Source organism: Micromonospora echinofusca (assembly GCF_017614955.1).
GTDB lineage: Bacteria > Actinomycetota > Actinomycetes > Mycobacteriales > Micromonosporaceae > Micromonospora > Micromonospora echinofusca_A.
In genome coordinates this window covers 41057-59983 of the sequence record NZ_WVUH01000003.1, presented here as the reverse complement: position 1 = coordinate 59983, position 18927 = coordinate 41057, and the positions used below count along the sequence as shown (strand labels likewise).

At 72.7% G+C, this 18927-nt stretch carries 18 protein-coding genes; 11 read left to right on the top strand and 7 right to left on the bottom strand.

From position 1 onward, the window contains the following. Window positions 1-197 precede the first annotated feature (197 nt). The 8 genes from GSF22_RS01125 (at window position 198) to GSF22_RS01090 (ending at window position 10841) form a co-directional block, all read left to right on the top strand. Window positions 198-1019: an IclR family transcriptional regulator gene (locus GSF22_RS01125; protein ID WP_208810765.1), complete on the top strand. Its 822-nt coding sequence runs from the start codon at window positions 198-200 to the stop codon at window positions 1017-1019. A gap of 264 nt (window positions 1020-1283) precedes the next feature. Next, window positions 1284-3371 carry a hypothetical protein gene (locus tag GSF22_RS01120; protein WP_208810763.1) on the top strand — a complete coding sequence of 696 codons (2088 nt, stop codon included), beginning with the start codon at window positions 1284-1286 and terminating at the stop codon, window positions 3369-3371. A gap of 29 nt (window positions 3372-3400) precedes the next feature. Continuing rightward, window positions 3401-5587: a hypothetical protein gene (locus tag GSF22_RS01115; RefSeq protein ID WP_208810761.1), complete on the top strand. Its 2187-nt coding sequence runs from the start codon at window positions 3401-3403 to the stop codon at window positions 5585-5587. A gap of 82 nt (window positions 5588-5669) precedes the next feature. Then, complete coding sequence (locus GSF22_RS01110; protein ID WP_208810760.1) at window positions 5670-6932, top strand: Gfo/Idh/MocA family protein; 1263 nt, start codon at window positions 5670-5672, stop codon at window positions 6930-6932. A 26-nt stretch (window positions 6933-6958) separates the two neighbouring features. Beyond that, complete coding sequence (locus tag GSF22_RS01105) at window positions 6959-7798, top strand: fumarylacetoacetate hydrolase family protein (protein WP_208810758.1); 840 nt, start codon at window positions 6959-6961, stop codon at window positions 7796-7798. Next, window positions 7795-8736, top strand: a complete 942-nt coding sequence (locus GSF22_RS01100; RefSeq protein ID WP_208810756.1) for a GNAT family N-acetyltransferase — start codon at window positions 7795-7797, stop codon at window positions 8734-8736. Before GSF22_RS01105 ends, GSF22_RS01100 begins: the two co-directional genes overlap by 4 nt. Continuing rightward, a complete protein-coding gene (locus GSF22_RS01095; protein ID WP_208810755.1) occupies window positions 8733-9608 on the top strand; it encodes an SMP-30/gluconolactonase/LRE family protein in 876 nt (291 codons plus the stop codon). Before GSF22_RS01100 ends, GSF22_RS01095 begins: the two co-directional genes overlap by 4 nt. A 216-nt stretch (window positions 9609-9824) precedes the next feature. Continuing rightward, window positions 9825-10841 (top strand): LLM class flavin-dependent oxidoreductase, encoded by a 1017-nt coding sequence (locus GSF22_RS01090; RefSeq protein WP_208810754.1) that lies wholly within the window; start codon window positions 9825-9827, stop codon window positions 10839-10841. A gap of 77 nt (window positions 10842-10918) precedes the next feature. Here the strand turns inward: GSF22_RS01090 and rpmG are convergent, their stop codons facing one another. Beyond that, the gene (gene rpmG / locus GSF22_RS01085; RefSeq protein WP_208810751.1) at window positions 10919-11086 is read right to left on the bottom strand and encodes a 50S ribosomal protein L33; all 168 of its coding nucleotides are present in this window, start codon (window positions 11084-11086) and stop codon (window positions 10919-10921) included. After that, window positions 11087-11323: a 50S ribosomal protein L28 gene (rpmB, locus tag GSF22_RS01080; RefSeq protein ID WP_208810749.1), complete on the bottom strand. Its 237-nt coding sequence runs from the start codon at window positions 11321-11323 to the stop codon at window positions 11087-11089. A 144-nt stretch (window positions 11324-11467) separates the two neighbouring features. Here rpmB and GSF22_RS01075 point away from each other — a divergent pair, with 144 nt between their 5' ends. Next, entirely contained in the window at window positions 11468-12754 is a 1287-nt protein-coding gene (locus GSF22_RS01075; RefSeq protein WP_208810747.1) for a CobW family GTP-binding protein, read from the top strand. 45 nt (window positions 12755-12799) lie between these two features. On the opposite strand, the gene GSF22_RS01070 is transcribed toward GSF22_RS01075, so the two are convergent. Beyond that, on the bottom strand, window positions 12800-13447 hold the full coding sequence (locus GSF22_RS01070) for a DUF2087 domain-containing protein (RefSeq protein ID WP_208810745.1): 648 nt from the start codon (window positions 13445-13447) through the stop codon (window positions 12800-12802). Window positions 13448-13608: 161 nt separating this feature from the next. Continuing rightward, window positions 13609-14058 (bottom strand): hypothetical protein, encoded by a 450-nt coding sequence (locus tag GSF22_RS01065; RefSeq protein ID WP_208810743.1) that lies wholly within the window; start codon window positions 14056-14058, stop codon window positions 13609-13611. Window positions 14059-14346: 288 nt separating this feature from the next. Between GSF22_RS01065 and GSF22_RS01060 the strand changes: the two genes are divergently transcribed. Together GSF22_RS01060 and pgi are read left to right on the top strand one after the other, a co-directional pair. Further along, window positions 14347-15054: a LuxR C-terminal-related transcriptional regulator gene (locus tag GSF22_RS01060; RefSeq protein ID WP_208810741.1), complete on the top strand. Its 708-nt coding sequence runs from the start codon at window positions 14347-14349 to the stop codon at window positions 15052-15054. A gap of 195 nt (window positions 15055-15249) precedes the next feature. Then, entirely contained in the window at window positions 15250-16884 is a 1635-nt protein-coding gene (gene pgi / locus GSF22_RS01055) for a glucose-6-phosphate isomerase (protein WP_208810740.1), read from the top strand. An 85-nt stretch (window positions 16885-16969) separates the two neighbouring features. On the opposite strand, the gene GSF22_RS34370 is transcribed toward pgi, so the two are convergent. From GSF22_RS34370 to GSF22_RS01045, 3 genes are read right to left on the bottom strand one after another with little or no spacing between them, the layout of a single operon-like run. Continuing rightward, window positions 16970-17629, bottom strand: a complete 660-nt coding sequence (locus tag GSF22_RS34370; RefSeq protein ID WP_244365715.1) for a hypothetical protein — start codon at window positions 17627-17629, stop codon at window positions 16970-16972. Further along, window positions 17626-18612, bottom strand: a complete 987-nt coding sequence (locus tag GSF22_RS34365; RefSeq protein WP_244365713.1) for an amidase — start codon at window positions 18610-18612, stop codon at window positions 17626-17628. The genes GSF22_RS34370 and GSF22_RS34365 overlap by 4 nt, the downstream gene beginning before the upstream one ends. Next, window positions 18612-18911 (bottom strand): hypothetical protein, encoded by a 300-nt coding sequence (locus GSF22_RS01045; RefSeq protein ID WP_208810738.1) that lies wholly within the window; start codon window positions 18909-18911, stop codon window positions 18612-18614. Before GSF22_RS01045 ends, GSF22_RS34365 begins: the two co-directional genes overlap by 1 nt. Window positions 18912-18927 lie beyond the last annotated feature (16 nt).

Genomic DNA, 18927 nt, shown 5'->3' with positions numbered 1-18927 from the left:
GCGCCCGCGGTGTTGTCCGCCGCAGGAGGAACCTTGCCAAAATCCAGAACACTGTTCGGCATTGCCAAACGTTGTTCGGGATACTAGACACGCCTGATCGCCATGGTCAACACGCATACGACGCTTTTCCCGAACGAATTTGCTACGCTGTTCGGCCTTGGCGAACACCGTCCGTATTCCTGCCCGAAAGAAGGACCATGACCGTCACCGAAGATGCGGACACCTCCCGCTACCTGGTGCGCAGCGTCAGCCGCGCGGCCGAGGTGCTGGAGGCGCTCGCCGCCGCCACCCCCGGCCAGGGGCTCAGCGTCACCGACGTGGCCCGGGCCTGCGGCCTGTCCAAGAGCGCGGTCTTCGCCACCCTGCACACCCTCTGCCAGCACGGACTGGCCGCCGACGACGGCGAGGGGATGAACCGGCGCTACCGGCTCGGGATGACCCTGGCCCGGCTCGGGGTACGCGCGCAGGAGCAGCTCTCGCTGCGCGACATCGCCCGGCCGGTGCTCACCGCACTGACCCGGGACACCGGGCTCAGCTCCCGGCTGGCCGTACCGGAGGGCGCCCACGCGGTCGTCATCGACCAGGTCAGCAACGGCGAACGGATCCAGATCGAGCTACGGATGGGCACCCGGGAGCTGCCGCACTGCACCGGGCTGGGCAAGGCACTGCTGGCCGAGATGACCCCGGCCCAGGTCGGCGACCTGATCGGCCGGGTCGGCCTGCCCCGGCGTACCGACCACACCATCACCGACCTGGACTCGCTGCTGGCCCACCTGACCGACGTCCGGCAGGCCGGGTACGCCCTCGACGACGAGGAGGACGCCGAGGGCGTGTTCTGCATCGGCAGCGCGCTGCGGGACCACACCGGCGGCTGCGCCGGGGCGATCAGCGTCACCGGCCTGAAGCTCGGCCTGCCGAGCTGGCGGTACCAGGAACTCGGCCGGCAGGTCCGGCAGGCCGCCGAGGAGATCTCGACCCGGCTCGGCCACGCCTTGACACCGCCTCCACCTGCTGTTTAACGTCTCCGCCAACGTCCCGGCCCCGGCCGCGACACATCTCGGGCAACAGCTGACTCCCGTCGCACCGCAGCCCCGGTCACGGGACGTATCCGGTCAGCAGTTCCGCCGCCTGCGCGCCCCGCGCGTTCGCCCGACCTTCCCGCCACCGGCGTGTCCGCGCCGGTCGGCGCCCCCTGCCCGGTGCACGGCGTCCCGCCGTACCCGGCCACCCCCACCGCCGTACGGTGCCCCGCCGTACGGCCGGACCCGAAGGTTGAGGCTGCCATGGGTCAACCCGGCTCGTCCGCACTTCCCCGCGACCCGGTGCTCCAGGTGGACACCGTCGCCGCGCTACGCCTGATCACCCCCGCCACGCTCGCCGCCCGCACGGTCGTCCGGGTGGCCGGGTACCACTCCCCCGGCGACGGCGGCGGCACCCTGCTGCGCTGGGACCCGACCAGCACCGCCGCCGGCAACGGTGGCACCGTGCACGACCCGTACGGCCGGCCGGCCGGGCGGTGGCTGGCCCTGCACACCGGGGTCGGCGACTTCCGGACCTTCGGCGTCTTCGACCGGGACACCCCGGCCGACGCCGCGCTGGACGCGATGGTGGCCGACCCGTCGATCCGCCGGATCGAGGCGCACACCGACCTGCGTTTCGTGAAGCGGCACACCTTCGACCGCAGCGACATCGAGCTGGACTTCGGCGGGCACACCGTGCACACCGACGGGATCGAGCGCAACACCCACGACAACCCGTTCGGCGCGGTGCTCTACTTCCGGGGCCGGGTGACCGACACGACGATCACCCACACCCTCACCGAGACGGTGCCGGAGCTGTCCGACGTGTTCCAGGTCCCGGACTCCGCACGCTTCGCGGTCGGCCAGTGGTGGACCGCGACCAGCAACGCGCTCGCCGGCCGGGACGAACGTGAACTCCAGAAGATGGTCCAGGTCACCGCGATCGTGGACGGTACCCACATCCGGGTGAACTACCTCAACGGCTGGGAGCTGGCCCCGGGCCGCACCGTCACCTGGACCCGGGTCGAGCCGGTGCAGCGGGCGCACGTCCGCAACATGGTCTTCCACGGCTACGTCGCCTTCACCGGCGAGTACCCGGGCTCCGGCCCGGACGACCGCGAGTACAGCGGCTCCCACCCGGTCGCCTACGAGTACGCGGTCCGCTGCGACGTCTCCGGCATCGACGCCACCGGCACCTGGTGGCCGGTGATCATGCGGCGCTGGTGCACCCACTTCACCACCGCGGACTGCACCCTGAAGAACCCGCCCACCGTGATGTACGGCGGCGCCGGCTACCTCACCCAGCAGATCTACTGCCTCTACGGGCACATCGTCGACTGCCGCAGCTCCAACGCCCGGCACCTCAACGACCTGACCGCCTCGGCGTACTGCACGGTGGAGAACTGCCACGGCGACGGCGACGACGCCGGCGGCAACCCGTTCACCACGCACGGGCAGTACGAACACGACCTGGTCTTCACCGGCAACTCCGGGCTGATGGACATCGCCAACAGCGGGTCCCAGTGGGGCATCAGCGCCAAGCGGATCACCATCCAGCGGCACGTCTGCTCCTGGTTCGTCGCCGGCACCAAGATCACCGACCTGACCCTGGAGGACGTCCGGGTCATCGCCCGGTCCACCTTCGACCCCGCCGGCACCCTCCAGGTCAACGCGGACGGCATCCAGATGCGCGGCTGCTCGGCCAGGACGCTGAGCATCGCGCAGCGCTCGGCCCGTTCCCGTCGACCCAACATCATCGCCGACTGCGACTTCGACCAGCCCGCCGGCACGGTGATCGTGCAGACCCCGGTGAGCAACCCGGTGCACTTCGTCCGGACCACCTTCCGGGGCCTGAACGGGGCGATCCTGCGCGGCGCCGGCCCGGTGCACTTCACCGACTGCACGCTGACCGGGTCACCCGACGCGGCCCCGCTGAGCATCGGCAGCGCCGAGGTGGTGGTGCACGGCGGCACCCTGACCGACACCGGCATCGAACTCTCCGCCGTCCGCGACCAGCGCCTCGTGGTCGACGGCGGGGCCCGACTGGTCGGCACCAACGCCCGGAGGGCGCTGCTGTCCCGGGCCGCCGGGCCGGGGAAGGTCCGGGTCGAGCTCGGCGCCTGCACCAGCAGCACGACCGACGCCGACACCGCGCACGTCCGGATCGACACCGGCACCAACCGGTACCGGGCGACCGGTACCCGGTTCTCCGGCGGTCGGCTGGTCCTCGCCGAGGCCGGCTTCGGCGGCGAGTCGACCCTGCTGCACACCGGATGCGTCGAGGAGGGGGTCGCCCGCGCGCTGCCCGCCGACTCCGCCCGCGTCGCCACCGGCGACAACCTCACCCTCTGACCTGCGCCCTGCGGACAAGGAGTACCCCCGTGAACAGCTCCGAACCGACCACCCGCCGTACCCTGCTGCGCGCCTCCGGCCTCGGCGGCCTGGCGCTCGCCGGCACCGCGCTGGCCATGCCCACCTCGATGGCGTACGCCGCCCCCGAGGAACCGGCCGCCGCCGCCCAGCCGCTGAGCCCCGGCCGGGACGCCATCGGACACGTCCCGACCGTCGCCGCACTGCTCGCCCTCGCCCCGGACCAACTGCACGACGGTCAGGTCGTGCACGTCGACGGGCACCACGCCGCCGGGGACGGCGGCGCCCGACTGGTCCGCTGGGTGGCGGCCAGCACCACCGCCGGCAACGGCGGCACCGTACTCGACCCGCACCGCGACGCCCCGGCACCCGGCCGCTGGCACCAGTTGCACAGCGGGGTCGTCGAGTTCCGGCACTTCGGCATCTTCGACGCCACCACCCCGGCCGACGCGGCGCTCGACGCGATGGTCGCCGACCCGACCGTGTACCGCATCGAGGCCCACTCCGACCTGCACTTCGTCAAGCGGCACAAGTTCTTCCGCAGCGACCTGGAGCTGGACTTCGGCGGCCACACCATGTCCACCAACGGCATCGAGGACGCCGGTCGGGACGACCCGTTCGCCGCGGTGCTCTTCTTCCAGGGCCGGGTCACCGACCAGGTGCACACCCACAAGCTGACCGAGACGGTGCTGGAGGGCTGGGACTCGTTCCAGGTCGCCGACTCGGCGGCGTTCGCCGTCGGCCAGTGGTACGCCGTCGAGGTCAACCAGCTCGCCGGCCGCTGGGAGAAGGAACTCCAGAAGCTGGTCCAGGTCACCCAGATCATCGACGGTACGCACATCCGGATCAACTACAAGAACGGCTGGGAGCTGGCCGCCGGCCGTACCCTCACCTGGACCCGGATCGAGCCGGTGGCCCGGGTGCACGTGCGCAACCTGGTCTTCACCGGCAACGGTGCCGACCAGTACACCGGCTCGCACCCGCTGGCCTACGAGTACGCGGTGCACTGCGACGCCACCGACATCGACGCCACCGGCACCTTCTGGCCGGTGATCATGCGCCGCTGGGCCACCTACTTCCACACCGCCCGGTGCACGCTGACCAACCCGACCTCGGTCACCTGGGGCGGGGCCGGCTACCTCACCCAGCAGATCTACTGCCTCTACGGACACGTCGAGGACTGCCGTACCTCCAACGCCCGGCACCTCAACGACTGGACCGCCTCGGCGTACTGCTACGTGACCAACTGCCACGGCGACGGCGACGACCAGGGCCCGTTCGTCACCCACGGCCAGTACGAACACGACCTGGTCTACACCGGCAACTCGGGGCTGATGACCTTCGCCAACTCCGGTGCGGCGTGGGGCTCGGCGGCCAAGCGGATCACCGTCCGCAAGCACGTCTGCTCGTGGTTCGTGGCCCGGGTCAAGGTCACCGACCTGACCCTGGAGGACGTCCAGGTGATCCGCAAGGCGGGCCTGGCCGGCTCCGGCATGATCTGGGTCAACGCCGACGGCATCCAGATGCGCGGCTGCTCGGCCGACGACACGCTGATCATCTCGCAGGCCTCCACCCGCTCCGGGCGGCCCAACATCATCGAGGGCTGCACCTTCCGGCTGGCCACGCCCGCCACCCAGGTGGTGCAGCCGAACGTCACCGTGCCGGTGCATCTGGTCCGCTCGACCGTCACCGGGCTCAACGGGCACACCTTCAACGGCACCGGCGCGCTGCACCTGACCGACGTGACCCTGACCGGTGCGCCGGAGGCCGCCCCGATCGTGGTCAAGGCCGCCGAGGTGCGGATCACCGGCGGCACCCTCACCGACACCGGGATCAAGCTGGCCGGCGCCGCCGACCAGCGGATCACCGTCGGCGGCGGCGCGGTCGTCCGGGGTACCAACGCGGCGAAGGCGCTGCTGAGCCGGGACGCCGCCACCGGGGCCGTCCGCTGGGAACTGGGCAGCTACCTGAGCACCGCCGGGGACGGCGACACCGCGCACGTGCGGATCGAGTCCGGCCGCAACCGGTACGCGGCGGTCGGTACCCAGTTCACCGGCGGCCGGCTGCGGCTGACCGACGGTGGTTTCGGTGACGGGTCGTACCTGCACCACACCGGGTGCGTCGAGGAGGGCGTGGTCGACCGGACCATGCCGGCCGCCGGCCCCCGGGTACGCGACGCCGGGAACCTGAGCGTCTGACCCCCGTTCCGGGCGGCCGGCGGTGGAGCCGGCCGCCCTGCCGGGCGGTCCGGCCCGGTGGCGAGTGAGTGAGGAGAGTGTCGTGGAGCAGCAGGACCGGCCGGTCCGGGTGGCGCTGGTGGGCGCCGGCAACCGGGGCCAGACGTACGCCCGGTGGGTGGCCGACCACCCGGAACGGGCCACCCTGGTCGCGGTCGCCGACCCGCGCCCGCACCAGCGGAACCTGGTCGCCTCGGCACATCCCGGTGCGGTCGGCTTCGCCGACTGGCGGGACCTGCTGCTGGCCGGGGTACCGGCCGACGCGGTCATCGTCGCCACCCAGGACCGGATGCACGTGGAGCCGGCCGTGGCGTTCGCCTCGGCCGGCCACCACCTGCTGGTGGAGAAGCCGTTGGCGCCCACCGCCGACCAGTGCCGGCAGATCGTCGACGCGGTACGCGCCACCGGCGTACTCTTCGCCGTCTGCCACGTGCTGCGCTACACCCCGTACACCGACCTGGTGAAGCAGGTGGTCGACAGCGGGGTACTCGGGGAGATCGTCAGCGTCCAGCACCTGGAGCCGGTCGGCTGGTGGCACTACGCGCACTCCTACGTACGGGGTCCGTGGCGCCGCGAGGATCTGGCCACCCCGATGCTGCTGGCCAAGTCCAGTCACGACCTGGACTGGCTGGGCTACGTCACCGGCCGCCGGATCGAGCGGGTGGCCAGCTTCGGCGGGCTGCGGCACTTCCGCCCCGACCAGCGCCCGGCCGGGGCCGCCGACCGGTGCCTGGACTGTGCGGTGGAGCCGACCTGCCCGTACTCGGCGTTGAAGCTGTACCTGCCCACGCTGCGCGAACGCGGGCCGGTCTGGCCGGTCAGCGTGGTCACCGACGGCACCGACGAGGCCGCGCTGACCGACGCGCTGCGTACCGGCCCGTACGGGCGCTGCGTGTACGCCAGCGACAACGACGTGGTCGACCACCAGGTGCTGGCGATGGAACTGACCGGCGGGGTGACCGCCACCTTCACCATGACCGCGTTCACCGAGCAGACCCACCGGCAGACCCGGCTGTTCGGCACCCACGGGATGCTCACCGGGGACGGCGAACGGGTCCGCGTGCACGACTTCCGCACCGACACGGTCGAGCAGTTCGAGGCGGGTACGGTCGGCGGCTCCACCGCCGCCGACGACCACGGCGGCGGCGACAGCGGCGTGATGGACGCGTTCGTCCGGGCGGTCGCCACCGGCGACGGCCGGCACATCCGCTCCGGGCTGGACGAGTCGCTCGCCAGCCACCTGGCGGTCTTCGCCGCCGAGACGGCAAGGCACAGCGGCACCGTCGTCGCCGTGCCCGCCCAGTGACCACCTGACACATCGAAAGAGGACACATGAGGTTCATGCGGATCGGACCGGCCGGCGCGGAGCGCCCGGTGCTGTTCGACGGCACCGACCACTTCGACCTGAGCGGGGTGACCGCCGACATCGACGGCGCGTTCCTCGCCACCGATCCGGTCGGCCGGGTACGCGCCGCCGGGCCGCTGCCCCGCGTCGACGTCACCGGGCAGCGGGTGGGCGCGCCGGTGGCCCGACCCGGTGCGGTGCTCTGCATCGGGCAGAACTACGCCGCGCACGCCGCCGAGTCCGGTGCCGAGCCACCCGCCGAGCCGATCCTGTTCTTCAAGTCCCCGAACACGGTCGTCGGGCCGTACGACGACGTGCTCGTCCCGCGCGGCTCGACCCGGACCGACTGGGAGGTGGAGCTGGCCGTGGTGATCGGTACCCGGGCCCGCTACCTGGACTCCCCCGCCGACGCGCTCACCCACGTGGCCGGGTACGCGGTCACCAACGACGTCTCGGAACGGGACTTCCAGTTCGCCGACCCGGGCGGGCAGTGGGGCAAGGGCAAGTCCTGCGAGACGTTCAACCCGCTCGGACCGTGGCTGGTCACCCCGGACGAGGTGGGCGACCCGCAGCGGCTGCGGCTGCGGTCCTGGGTCAACGACGAGCCCCGGCAGGACTCGTCCACCGCCGACATGATCTTCGACGTGGCGTACCTGCTCTGGCACCTGTCGCAGTATCTCGTCCTCGAACCGGGCGACGTGGTCAACACCGGCACCCCGCAGGGGGTGGCGCTGTCCGGCCGGTTCCCGTACCTGGCCGCCGGGGACACGATGACCGTGGAGATCGACGGGCTCGGTCGGCAGCACAACCGGCTCGCCCCGGCATGACCGGCAGCGTAACCTACCGGTCGGCCACCCCGGCGGACGTACCGTCGCTGCTGGCCACCTGGGCCGAGTCGTTCGCCGGGGCGGACGTCGGCCTGCTCTGGGCCCGGGACCCGGGCAGGCTGCCGCGCACCTTCGTGGCGGTGCGGGACGCCGAGGTGCTCGCCGCCGTCTACTACCTGCCCCGGCGGGTCCGGGACGCCGCCGGGCACGTCGACCTGGTCGGCGGGGTGGCCAACGTGGCCACCCGCCCGTCGGCCCGGGGGCAGGGGCACGTGCGGCGCCTGCTCGACCTGGCCGGTGCCGCGATGGCCGCCGACGGCTGCGCCTGGTCGCTGCTGTTCACCGGCACCCCCGAGGTGTACCGCAGCAGCGGCTTCCGGTCGTTCACCCTCGACTACCGCAGTGGTCGACCGGTCCGGCCGGCAGCACCGTTGGTGCCGGGCTGGTCGGTGCGGCCCGCCCCGCTGGCCGACTGGCCGGAGATCGCCCCGGTGCACCGGGCCTTCAACGCCCGTCGCCCGCTGAGCACCGTCCGCACCGCCGACGACTGGGGGCGCCGGGTGCCGTTCTGGTACGCGCCACCGGCGGAACTGCTGGTCGCCCGGCAGCACGGCCAGGTGGGCGGGTACCTGGTGACCCAGCGCTCCGACGACCGGCTGCGGGTGGCGGAGGCGGCGGTCTGGCCCGGTCAGGAGGACGCCCTGGCGGCCCTGTTCGCCGCCGTGGCGGCGCGGGCCGGGTCGGCGGGGGTGACGTGCATCGAGGCCCGGCTGCCCGCCGACCCGGCGATCGAGCTGGCGCTGCCCTGCCTGCTGACCGACCCGGTGACCGAGACCGACACCACCGGCATGGTCCGGCCGGTGCACGCCACCCCGGAGCACCTGACCGCGCTGCTCACCGCGCCCGGTGCCTTCCACTGGCCGGGTGACTACCTGTGAGCCGTCCGGTGCGGGCTGCCGGTGAGGTCGAGCAGGTCACCCCGGTGGTCGCCGGGCACGGCGAGGGGCCGGTGTGGTGCCCGGCCGAGCAGCGGCTGTGCTGGGTGGACCTGCTCGCCGGGGACCTGCTCTCCTACGATCCGGTGACCGGCGGCGTCCGTCGCCGGCACGTCGCGGACGTGCTGGCGGCGGTGCGCCCGAGGGCGGGCGGTAGGCTGGTCGCCGCCGTGGAGCGAGGGTTCGCGCTGCTCACCCCCGACGCGGTGGAGCTGCTGCCGGAGGTCTGGGCGGACCCGTCGGTACGGATGAACGACGGCGGCTGCGATCCCCTCGGCCGCTTCTGGTGCGGCTCGATGGCGTACGACGCGGCGCCCGGCCGGGGTGCGCTGTACCGGCTCGACCCGGACCGCTCGGTGCACACCGTGCTGACCGGTGTGACCGTCTCCAACGGGCTCGCCTGGACCCGGGACGGCCGGACCGCCTACTACGTCGACTCGGCCACCCGGCGGGTGGACGCGTTCGACGTCGACCCGGTCAGCGGTGAGCTGACCGACCGGCGACCGGTGGTGACCGTGCCGGCCGGGGCGGGACTCCCCGACGGGCTCTGTGTGGACGCCGACGGCGGGATCTGGGTGGCACTCTGGGATGGTGGCGCGGTGCACCGGTACACCCCCGACGGTCGGCTCTCGGCCGTGGTGGCGGTGCCGGTGGCCCGCCCGACCGCCTGCACCTTCGGCGGCCCCGGTTACGCCGACCTGTACGTCACCACCTCCCGGCAGGGGTTGCCGGCCGACGACCGGTCACCGGCGGGTGCGCTGTTCCGGTTCCGGCCCGGGGTGACCGGCTTCGCCGCCCATTCCTTCGCCGGCTGACCCGACCGACCGACCTCGTCGCGGTTTTCAGGAAGTCGGGGTGTCGGAGCCGTCCGGATACCCCGACTTCCTGAGAACCGCGACAGGAGGCTGAGGCCCCAGACAACGGAGCAGCCGGCCCGGCGTGCCCGGTTGACCGGAGCGCGGGCGTCGTGGTCTGCTCGACAGGTACCCGTAATGACAATCGTTACTGTTCCCGCCCGGCTCGGGAGGACCATGGCGCCGGTCGAGGCCCACCTGTTCCTGCTCGCCGGGCAGCACCCCGGGGTGACCGCCGCGCAGGCGTTGGCCGACGCGCACGCGTACGGGCTGGCTGCCGAGGCCGCCGGCTACGCGGGCGTGTGGATCGCCGAGCACCACTTCATCCGGTACGGGGCCTGCCCGTCGGCGGTCGCCTTCGCCGCACACCTGCTCGGCGCGACCCGCCGGATCACGGTCGGCACGGCCGCCTGCATCCTGTCCAACCGGCATCCGGTCGCGCTGGCGGAGGAGGCCGCCCTGCTCGACGAGCTGTCCGGCGGGCGGTTCCGCCTCGGGATCGCGCGGGGCGGACCCTGGGTCGACCTGGAGGTGTTCGGCACCGGGCTGGCCCGCTACACGGAGGGCTTCGCCGACGCCGTCGACCTGCTGGCGGCGTGGCTGTCCGGGGCGCCGGTCGTCGCCGGCAACGCCGCCTTCCCGTTCCGGCCGGTGCACGTCGTACCCCGGCCGCGCCGGCCGGTGCCGGTGTGGGTCGCGGCCACCTCGGCGCCGACCGTGGAACTCGCCGCCCGGTACGGCTTTCCGCTGCTGCTGGGCCTGCACGCCACCCTGGCCGAGAAGGCGGCGCTGCTGGAACGGTACGCCGAGGTGGCGGCGGCGCACGGGCACGATCCCGGCGCCGTCGGCCACGCCAGCGCGCACCTGGCGTACCTGGCCGACGACGACGCCACGGCCGCGCAGACGGTCCGTCCCGGGCTGTCCGGCCTGTTGGCGGGTACCGACGACTACGTCCGGCTGGACGGGTCGACCGGGTCCGCCCACCGGCGGGACCGGTACGTGGCACACCTGCTCGACCTGCATCCCGTGGGCGGGGTCGACCGGTGCCGGGAGCGGATCCGCGCCGCCGCGCAGCTGCCCGGGGTCCGGCACCTGCTGCTGATGGTGGAGGCCGCTGGCGGTCGGGACCGTACGGTGGCAAACGTCCACCGGCTCGCCCGGGACGTGCTCGGCCTGGCCCCGACGCCGGCCTGACCCGGCCGGCCGGGGACGACCGCGCCGCCCCGGTCAGCGGCCCGGCGTGAGCGGAAACGGCGGCCGACCGCGGAGAGTCAGCGGTCCTCGCGGAAGTCGACGTGCCGGCGGAGCAGCGGGTCGTACTTGCGCAGCACCAGACGGTCCGGGTCGTTGCGGCGGTTCTTGCGGGTGACGTACGTGTAGCCGGTGCCGGCGGTGCTGCGGAGCCGGACCACCGGTCGGACATCGGTCTGGCGGGCCATCTAGCGCTTCACCCCCCGGGCGCGCAGCTCGGCGACGACCTTCTCGATCCCCTTGCGGTCGACCGTCTTCAGCGCCTTCGCGGTGAGGGTGAGGGTCACCCAGCGCCGCTCGGACGGCAGCCAGTACCGGTGCTGCTGAAGGTTCGGGTTCCACCGGCGGCGGGTGCGCCGGTGGGAGTGGGACACCGCGTTACCGAAGCCCGGCTGGGCGCCGGTGACCTCGCACCGTCGGGACATGACCTGCTCCTCTGCACAGTCTTAATGAAAACGGTTTTCTTTTTAGCACAGACGCCGGAGTGGCCGACACCCCGACCCGGGTGCCGACGCCGGCGCTCACGCATTCTACAATGACAATCGTTTTCAACTGAACGGAGGACCGTGATGCCGTCTCCCACCGGACCGCATGACGCCACGACCGCGCCCACCGACGACCGGCCGGCACTGACCGTGCTCAGCGGGTTCTGGCCGGCCGCGACGTTCGCCACCGCCCGCGCCCTGCTCGCGGCGGACCCGTCCCTGCTGCTCATCCGGCACGACCTGACCGGCATCCGGGCCGGTCTGGTCCGCCGCGTCGTGCGCACCGGCAGCGGCATCGTCGAGGACGAACAGGTCGCCCTGGTCCACGGCTGCGTCTCCTGCACCCTGCGCGAGGACGTGCTGCCCACCCTGGCCCGGCTCGCCCGTACCGGCCGGGACCTGCTCCTGCTGCTCCCCGACGTGGTCGAGCCCGAGGCCGTCGCCGCCGCCTGCGCCCACTGTGCCGTCGACGGCACCCCGCTGACCGACCTGCTCCGCGTCGACTCCTACCTCACCGTCGTCGACGCCGAACACCTGCTCGACGGCCTGACCAGCACCGACGACCTACGCGCGCTCGGCATCCAGGCCGCCGACGACGACCACCGTGGGCTCGCCGACGTCGTCGCCCGGCAGATCGAGTACGCCGACACCGTCGTGCTGTGGGGACGGCACCCCGACGGGCCGTACGACACCGACCGGCTCGCCGTCCTGCTGCACCGGATGGCCCCCTGGGCCGCCCACTTCCGCCTCGACGACGACCTCGTCGACGCCCACGCCCTCACCCGCCAACTCCGGCACACCCACCGGCACCGCCCCGAGACCCCCAGCGTCCTCAACCGGGGTCTTCAGGGCCACGCCCTGGGCCTGCACGAACCGCACCCCGACCACGGCGTGGTCTCCGCCGTGTTCCGGGCCCGTCGACCGTTCCACCCGACCCGGCTGCACGACGTCCTCGAAGACGTCAACGCCGAGATCATCCGCTCCCGGGGACACCTCTGGCTCGCCAGCCAACCGGACACCGTCATCGGCTGGGAGTTCGCCGGTGGCGGGCTCGCCCTGGCCGGACTCGGGCCCTGGCTGACCGCCCTACCCGACGACCGGTGGACCCACGTCGACAACCAGCGCCGGCTCGCCGCCGCCCTCGACTGGGACCCGTACTACGGTGACCGGCACCAGCACCTCGTCCTCATCGGCCTGGACACCGACCCGGTCGACCTGCACCGTACCCTCGCCGGCTGCCTGCTCACCGATGCCGAACTCGCCGACGGCGAGGACGCCTGGCGCACCTGGCCCGACCCGTTCGCCGGCTGCTTCCCGCTCGCCGCGCCCCCGCGCGCCGACAGCGACGCCGCACCATCGCGGACCGGGTGAGCCCACCCGGCGTTCGTTGCCCAGCCGAGCCCGCAGCGCAGCCGCTCAGTCCAGGCCCATGGCCGTCACGTACCGCTCGGCCGGACCCGGTTGCGGGGGCGACGCGAGGCTGGCCCAGTAGACCCCGTTGGCCCGGCAGAGCAGGCCCGCCTCGACCAGGTACCGGCGGACCGTCACATGGTCCACCTCCCCGTCCGCGCACCACGTCCGCAACCGGTCGTCGACCGTCGCCTCGTCGTACCGCTGCTCCGGCGCGAACGAACTCCCGGCGATCCGTCGCAGCACGGCCAGCCGCCGCTGCTGCTGGGCCGGGAACCGGATCAGCCGCCCGTCGCGCAGGAACGGGCGCAGCTCCCGGTCGGCCTCCCCCGCCGGATCGGCCGACGGAGCTGCGGCGGTGTCCCGGGACAGCTCCCGCAGCGTCCCGTACGCCACCCGCAGGCCGTCGTCGTCGGTGACCACGAGGCCCTGCCCGGTCAGCTTGTGCAACGCCGCCACAGCCGTCCGGGCGGACAGTCCGGAGGCCCGTACGACCAGGTCGGGAGTGTGGGCACCGAGCGCGATCGCGGCGAGCACCCGCATCCGGTCGGGTTCGGCCAGCAGGCGTACCAGGGTCTCGGGAGTCAGGGCCTCAGGGGTCATCGACGGGTCGGGGCGTACCCGGCCGGGCCACCCCTCCTCCTCTCCGGTCACGCACGGTGGTGGTGGACCGGACGGCCCGCCACCACCGCCACCCTAGGTGGCCGGCAGGACGGGCGGCAGTGAATTGTTCCGCCGCCGGCGCGGTGGTGACAGGTGCCGACAGGACAGCGGGCGGAGGCGTGCCTTCCGCCTCCGCCCGCAGGTGGCGCCCGCTACCAGACGTAGTGCACGTTGATGTAGATCGGCGAGCCCCAGTCGACGTAGATCTTGATGGAGGCGCCGCCGTTCCACACCGCGACGTTGTGCACCGTGATCGTCGCCCCGATGAACTCGTTGCCGCCGCCGTCGACCTCGCTCGCCGAGACCACCACGGCCTGCCGCGGGGTCACCGGGAGGCCGCTGAGGTTGAGGGTCCACCAGCCGTTCCGCGCACCCCAGTAGTGGGTGTAGGAGCCGTAGGCCATGGTGGATGCCCCGCCGAGCGCCGCCGGATCGACGGTGGCGTTGGCCACCCGGGTCTGGGCCCGGAGGGACGGACCCTGGTAGACGGCGACGACCGCCCGGTCTGATGTCTCGTCCACCTGGGCTGCGGATGCGCCGCCGGCCACGAACATGGTGAGCACGAGCGCGGTGACACCGACCAGCGAAACCAGCTTCTTCATGGGACCTCCCGGTCGTCCGATGCCGCCGGCACCTGGTCCGGCGGCGGTCTGATTCTTCGACGAACGACCGTCGTCGGCGTCCTCCCACGGTCGGAACCAGCCGGCTGCCCCGGGACGGTCAGCGCGCGCCGCCACCTCACCCGTACGGGGTGGTACGGGCCCTGCACCTGCGGACCGGTCCACTTCCCGACAGAGACGGCGTGACACTTCCACCGGCCCAGCCGAGGGTGTCCCATAAAGAGCACGGTAATAGACGCTGATCTCTGACCTCTGGCTCTGGGGGTGGCCGTGACGGACGGACAGGTTTGCCGTACCAGCCAACCGATCCGGGTCGTCGTCGCCGGTGGGCAGCCGTTGCTGCGCAGGGGCGTCGTCATGCTGCTGACCGGTGAACCGGACGTCGAGGTGGTGGCCGAGGTGCCCGACGGTGTGGACGTGCTCGACGCGGCCCGGAGGTACCGACCCGATCTGGTCGTCCTCGACGGGCTGGACGGAGGAAACCTGGACGTCATCCGTACCGTCACCGGCGCCGGCTTCGCCGCCGATCCACAGCGGCCGGTCAGAGTGCTCGTCCTCACCGGCGACGGCTCGGACCTCACGGTCTACCGGGCCCTGCGCGCCGGGACCGCCGGACTGCTGCTCAGGGACACCGCACCGAACGAACTGCTCCGGGCCATCCGGGTGGTGGCCGCCGGCCTCGGCTGGCTGGACCCGGCCGTGACCCGGCAGCTGATCCGCGACTTCGCCGCCCGGTCGGAGCCGGGCGTGCGGACTCCGGCGGAGCTGCGCCAACTCACCAACCGGGAGCGGCAGGTGCTGACACTGGCGGCCCAGGGCTTCTCCAACACCGAGATCGCCGGCCGGCTCTTCATCACCGAGGGCACGGTCAAGTCGCACATGGGCCGGGTACTGATGAAGCTCCGACTGACCAACCGGGCGCAGGCGGTCGCCGTCGCCTACCAGAGCGGCCTGGTGGTGGTACCGCCCCGCCGCTGAACCCGGCGGGGTGGAGGCGGTCACCGGAGACCGTCGAGGAGGCGCCGGGCGGGACATCGGGCGGGCCGACCGTGGTCCGCCCGGTGGACGGATCCGAGGGCTCCCGTCACGGCGGTGTCCGCACAGTGGCAGGCTGGACAGATCACCAACGACGGTACAGTACCGGGAAGAACCACAAGAAACAGGAGCGTCCGGATGGTCACGGATGTCACCGCCACCGCCGAGTGGCAGGCCCTGCGGGAGCACGCCGCGCAGCTGCGCGGCGCCCACCTGCGGGAGTTGTTCGCCGCCGATCCGCACCGTGGGGAGCGGCTCGCCGGGCAGGCGGCCGACCTGTACGTCGACTACAGCAAGAACCTCGTGACAGACGAGACCGTCAGGCTGCTCGCCGCGCTCGCCGGGCGGGTACGGCTGACCGAGCGGATCGCCGCCATGTTCTCCGGCGCGCACCTCAACGCCACCGAGGACCGGGCGGTGCTGCACACCGCGCTGCGCCTGCCCCGGGACGCCACGCTGGTGGTCGACGGCCAGGACGTGGTCGCCGACGTGCACGCCGTACTGGACCGGATGGCCTCCTTCGCCGAACGGGTGCGCTCCGGGCAGTGGCAGGGGCACACCGGTGCGCGGATCAGCACCGTGGTCAACATCGGCATCGGCGGTTCGGACCTCGGGCCGGTGATGGCGTACGAGGCGTTGAAGGCGTACCGCGACGCCGGCATCACCTGCCGGTTCGTGTCGAACATCGACCCTACGGACATCCACGACACGATCCACGACCTGGACCCGGCCAGCACCCTGTTCGTGGTGGTCTCCAAGACCTTCTCCACCCAGGAGACCCTGGCCAACGCCCGCCAGGCGCGGCACTGGCTGCTGGAAGGGCTCGGTGGTGACGAGGCGGCGGTCGCCCGGCACTTCGTCGCGGTGAGCACCAACCGGCAGCGGGTACAGGACTTCGGCATCGACCCGGAGAACATGTTCGGGTTCTGGGACTGGGTGGGTGGCCGGTACTCGCTCCCCTCGGCGGTGGGCCTGTCGGTGATGCTGGCCATCGGGGCGGACCGGTTCGGCGAGATGCTGGCCGGCTACCACGCCATGGACGAACACTTCCGGACCACACCGGTCGAGCGGAACGTCCCGGCCCTGCTCGGTCTGCTGAACGTCTGGTACACCAACTTCCTGGACGCGCCGACCCACGCGGTGCTGCCGTACTCGCAGTACCTGCACCGGTTCCCGGCGTACCTCCAGCAGCTGACCATGGAGAGCAACGGCAAGTCGGTGACCGTCGACGGGACCCCGGTGACGTACCGGACCGGGGAGATCTTCTGGGGCGAGCCCGGCACCAACGGCCAGCACGCCTTCTACCAGCTGATGCACCAGGGGACCGGGCTGATCCCGGCGGACTTCGTCGCGTTCAGCGAGCCCCACCACGACCTCGGCGACATGCACGACCTGTTCATGTCGAACTTCTTCGCGCAGACCGCGGCGCTGGCCTTCGGCCGTACCGCCGAGGAGGTGGCGGCCGAGGGGACCGCCGCGGAGCTGGTGCCGCACAAGGTGATGCCGGGCAACCACCCGAGCACCTCGATCGTCGCGCCCCGGCTCACACCGGCCACCTTCGGCCAGTTGGTGGCCCTCTACGAGCACATCGTCTTCACCGAGGGGGCGATCTGGGACATCAACCCGTTCGACCAGTGGGGCGTGGAGCTGGGCAAGGTCATGGCCAACCAGTTCGCGCCGCTGCTCACCGGCACCGACGTGGACCTGGCTGCGGTGGACTCCTCCACCGCCACCCTGATCGCGCGGTACCGCCGGCAGCGGGGCCGGGACTGACCGACGGGGGTACGGCACGCCGGAGCCGTCCGGTGCGCCGTACCCCCGTCCGCCGTGGTGGGCAGGCAGCGGTGCCGGCCGGCAGTTACTGGGCCAGCTCGGCGACCTCGTCGGCGGTCAGTCGCCACGCGGTGGGGGCGGTGGCCGGGGTCGCGCTGCGGGCGGCTGCCGCGGGAGCCGGCGGGTCGGCGGGTCGCCGCCGGTGCCAGTCGGTGACGGCCTGGTAGGCGGCGGCCACCGACAGCAGGCGGTCCTCGCCGTAGGGCAGGCCACCGAGGATGGTGCCGATCGGTACGCCCGTCTCGGTGAAGCCGATCGGGAAGGCGATCTCCGGTAGCCCGAGGATGTCGAACGGCACCGGGCTGGTCTGCACCACCACGTCGCAGTGTGCGAAGAGCTGGTCCAGCACCCGTTCCATCAGCAGCAGCTTGGCCCGCTGGCCGGTGAGGAACTCGTTGGCGCCGAGCAGGGCGCCCTGCAACCAGCCGGTCACCGACACCCCGAACCCCCGCAGGTCGCTGCGCAGGTACGGCAGGAACGGTTCGCTGCGTTCCGGCAGTCGTACGTTGTTGAAGGCGTTCCCGGTGAGCAGGGCCCACTCGTCGGGCAGGGGCACGTCGACCACCTCGGCGCCCGGGATCGCGGCGAGTTTCGCCAGGTACGCCTGCCGGGCCAGGGCGGTGGCCGAGGTGCCGGTGGTGAAGCCCGGCAGCACGCCGATCCGGGTCTTCCAGCGCAGCGTCAACCGGCCCCGCCGGTAGCCGCGCCGATCAGGTCCGGTACGGCGGGCAGCCCCTGGGTACGCGGGTCGGCCGGGTCCTCGCCGGCCATCGCGGTGAGCATGATCGCGGCGTCCTTGGCGTCGCGGGCCAGCGGGCCGGGATGGTCCCGGGTGTAGCTGAGCGGGATGATGCCGTACAGCGAGACCCGGCCCATGGTCGGCTTGAGTCCGGTGAGGTTCTGCGCGTTCGACGGGGCGGTGATGGAACCGCCGGTCTGGGTGCCGGTGCCGGAGGTGGCCAGCCGGGCGGCCACGGCGGTGGCGGTACCGGTGGAGGATCCGCCCGGGTCGGTGCGGGGATCGGTCGGGGTCCAGGCGTTGACCGTGGTGACCGCCCCGTCGGGTGTGGTGGCCCGGGTGGTCGCCAGCGGCCCCATCTGGGTCTTGCCGAGCACGATCGCCCCACCGGCGGTCAGCTTCCCCACGGCGGTGGCGTCGAAGGGGGGCCGGAAGTCCCGGAACAGGTAGGAGTTGGCGGTGGTGGGCACCCCGGCGGTGTAGTAGTTGTCCTTGATGGCCAGCGGGATGCCGTGCAGGGCGCCCCGGCGCGGTCGACCGGCGAGGTCCCGGGCCGCGGTGACCGCCGCGTCGGCGAGGACCAGGTTGAACGCCCGGTACGTGGCGTCGTACGTCGAGATGCGGGCGAGGTACGCCTCGACGAGCTGTTCCGGGGTGAGCCGGCCGGCCCGGATCAGCCAGGCCGCCTCGGCGATGGTCAGTTCGGTCGGGTCGGCCACCGCGTCCGGACGGGGCCGGACGTACGCGTCGGGCCCGTCCAGGCCGGCGTTTGGTCGGGGTGCCGGCCCGACGGGCGTCCGGGTCGGCCCGGCCTGCGCGACGGCGGGTAGGGCCACGGCGCCGCCGACGGCCGAGGCGGCAGCCAGTGCGGCGGTACGGGCCAGGAAGGCCCGCCGGTCGATGCTGCGGTCGACGGGAACGCTGCTCATCACTTCCGCCATTCGGTGCTGATCGAGGGGTAGAGCAGCGGGGCCGGCTGCTGGGACAGGGCCGTGGCCACGGCCGGGTCGGTACCGGCCGGAGCGGGTAGCTGGTACGCGGCCAGCGTGGTGACCGTGCTGCGGACGAAGGACCGCAGCGACGCCAGGACGCTGTCCTGCCCCGGTGAGCCGGTCTCCGGGTCCGGGGTGGTGCCGGGTGGTAGCTGATCGAGGTCGATACCGAGCGCGGCGAGCCGGGCACGGATGAGGATGTCCAGCTCAGCGTCGGTCGGCGGGGTGGGTGCCATGGTTCTCCTCAGGGGG

Coding starts and splice junctions, on each gene's coding strand:
- GSF22_RS34365 (WP_244365713.1), bottom strand. CDS start 18,612: ATGAGCAGCGTTCCCGTCGACCGCAGCATCGACCGGCGGGCCTTCCTG.
- pgi (WP_208810740.1), top strand. CDS start 15,250: ATGGTCACGGATGTCACCGCCACCGCCGAGTGGCAGGCCCTGCGGGAG.
- GSF22_RS01090 (WP_208810754.1), top strand. CDS start 9,825: ATGGCGCCGGTCGAGGCCCACCTGTTCCTGCTCGCCGGGCAGCACCCC.
- GSF22_RS01105 (WP_208810758.1), top strand. CDS start 6,959: ATGAGGTTCATGCGGATCGGACCGGCCGGCGCGGAGCGCCCGGTGCTG.
- GSF22_RS01120 (WP_208810763.1), top strand. CDS start 1,284: ATGGGTCAACCCGGCTCGTCCGCACTTCCCCGCGACCCGGTGCTCCAG.
- rpmG (WP_208810751.1), bottom strand. CDS start 11,086: ATGGCCCGCCAGACCGATGTCCGACCGGTGGTCCGGCTCCGCAGCACC.
- GSF22_RS01075 (WP_208810747.1), top strand. CDS start 11,468: ATGCCGTCTCCCACCGGACCGCATGACGCCACGACCGCGCCCACCGAC.
- GSF22_RS01100 (WP_208810756.1), top strand. CDS start 7,795: ATGACCGGCAGCGTAACCTACCGGTCGGCCACCCCGGCGGACGTACCG.
- GSF22_RS01065 (WP_208810743.1), bottom strand. CDS start 14,058: ATGAAGAAGCTGGTTTCGCTGGTCGGTGTCACCGCGCTCGTGCTCACC.
- rpmB (WP_208810749.1), bottom strand. CDS start 11,323: ATGTCCCGACGGTGCGAGGTCACCGGCGCCCAGCCGGGCTTCGGTAAC.
- GSF22_RS01045 (WP_208810738.1), bottom strand. CDS start 18,911: ATGGCACCCACCCCGCCGACCGACGCTGAGCTGGACATCCTCATCCGT.
- GSF22_RS01125 (WP_208810765.1), top strand. CDS start 198: ATGACCGTCACCGAAGATGCGGACACCTCCCGCTACCTGGTGCGCAGC.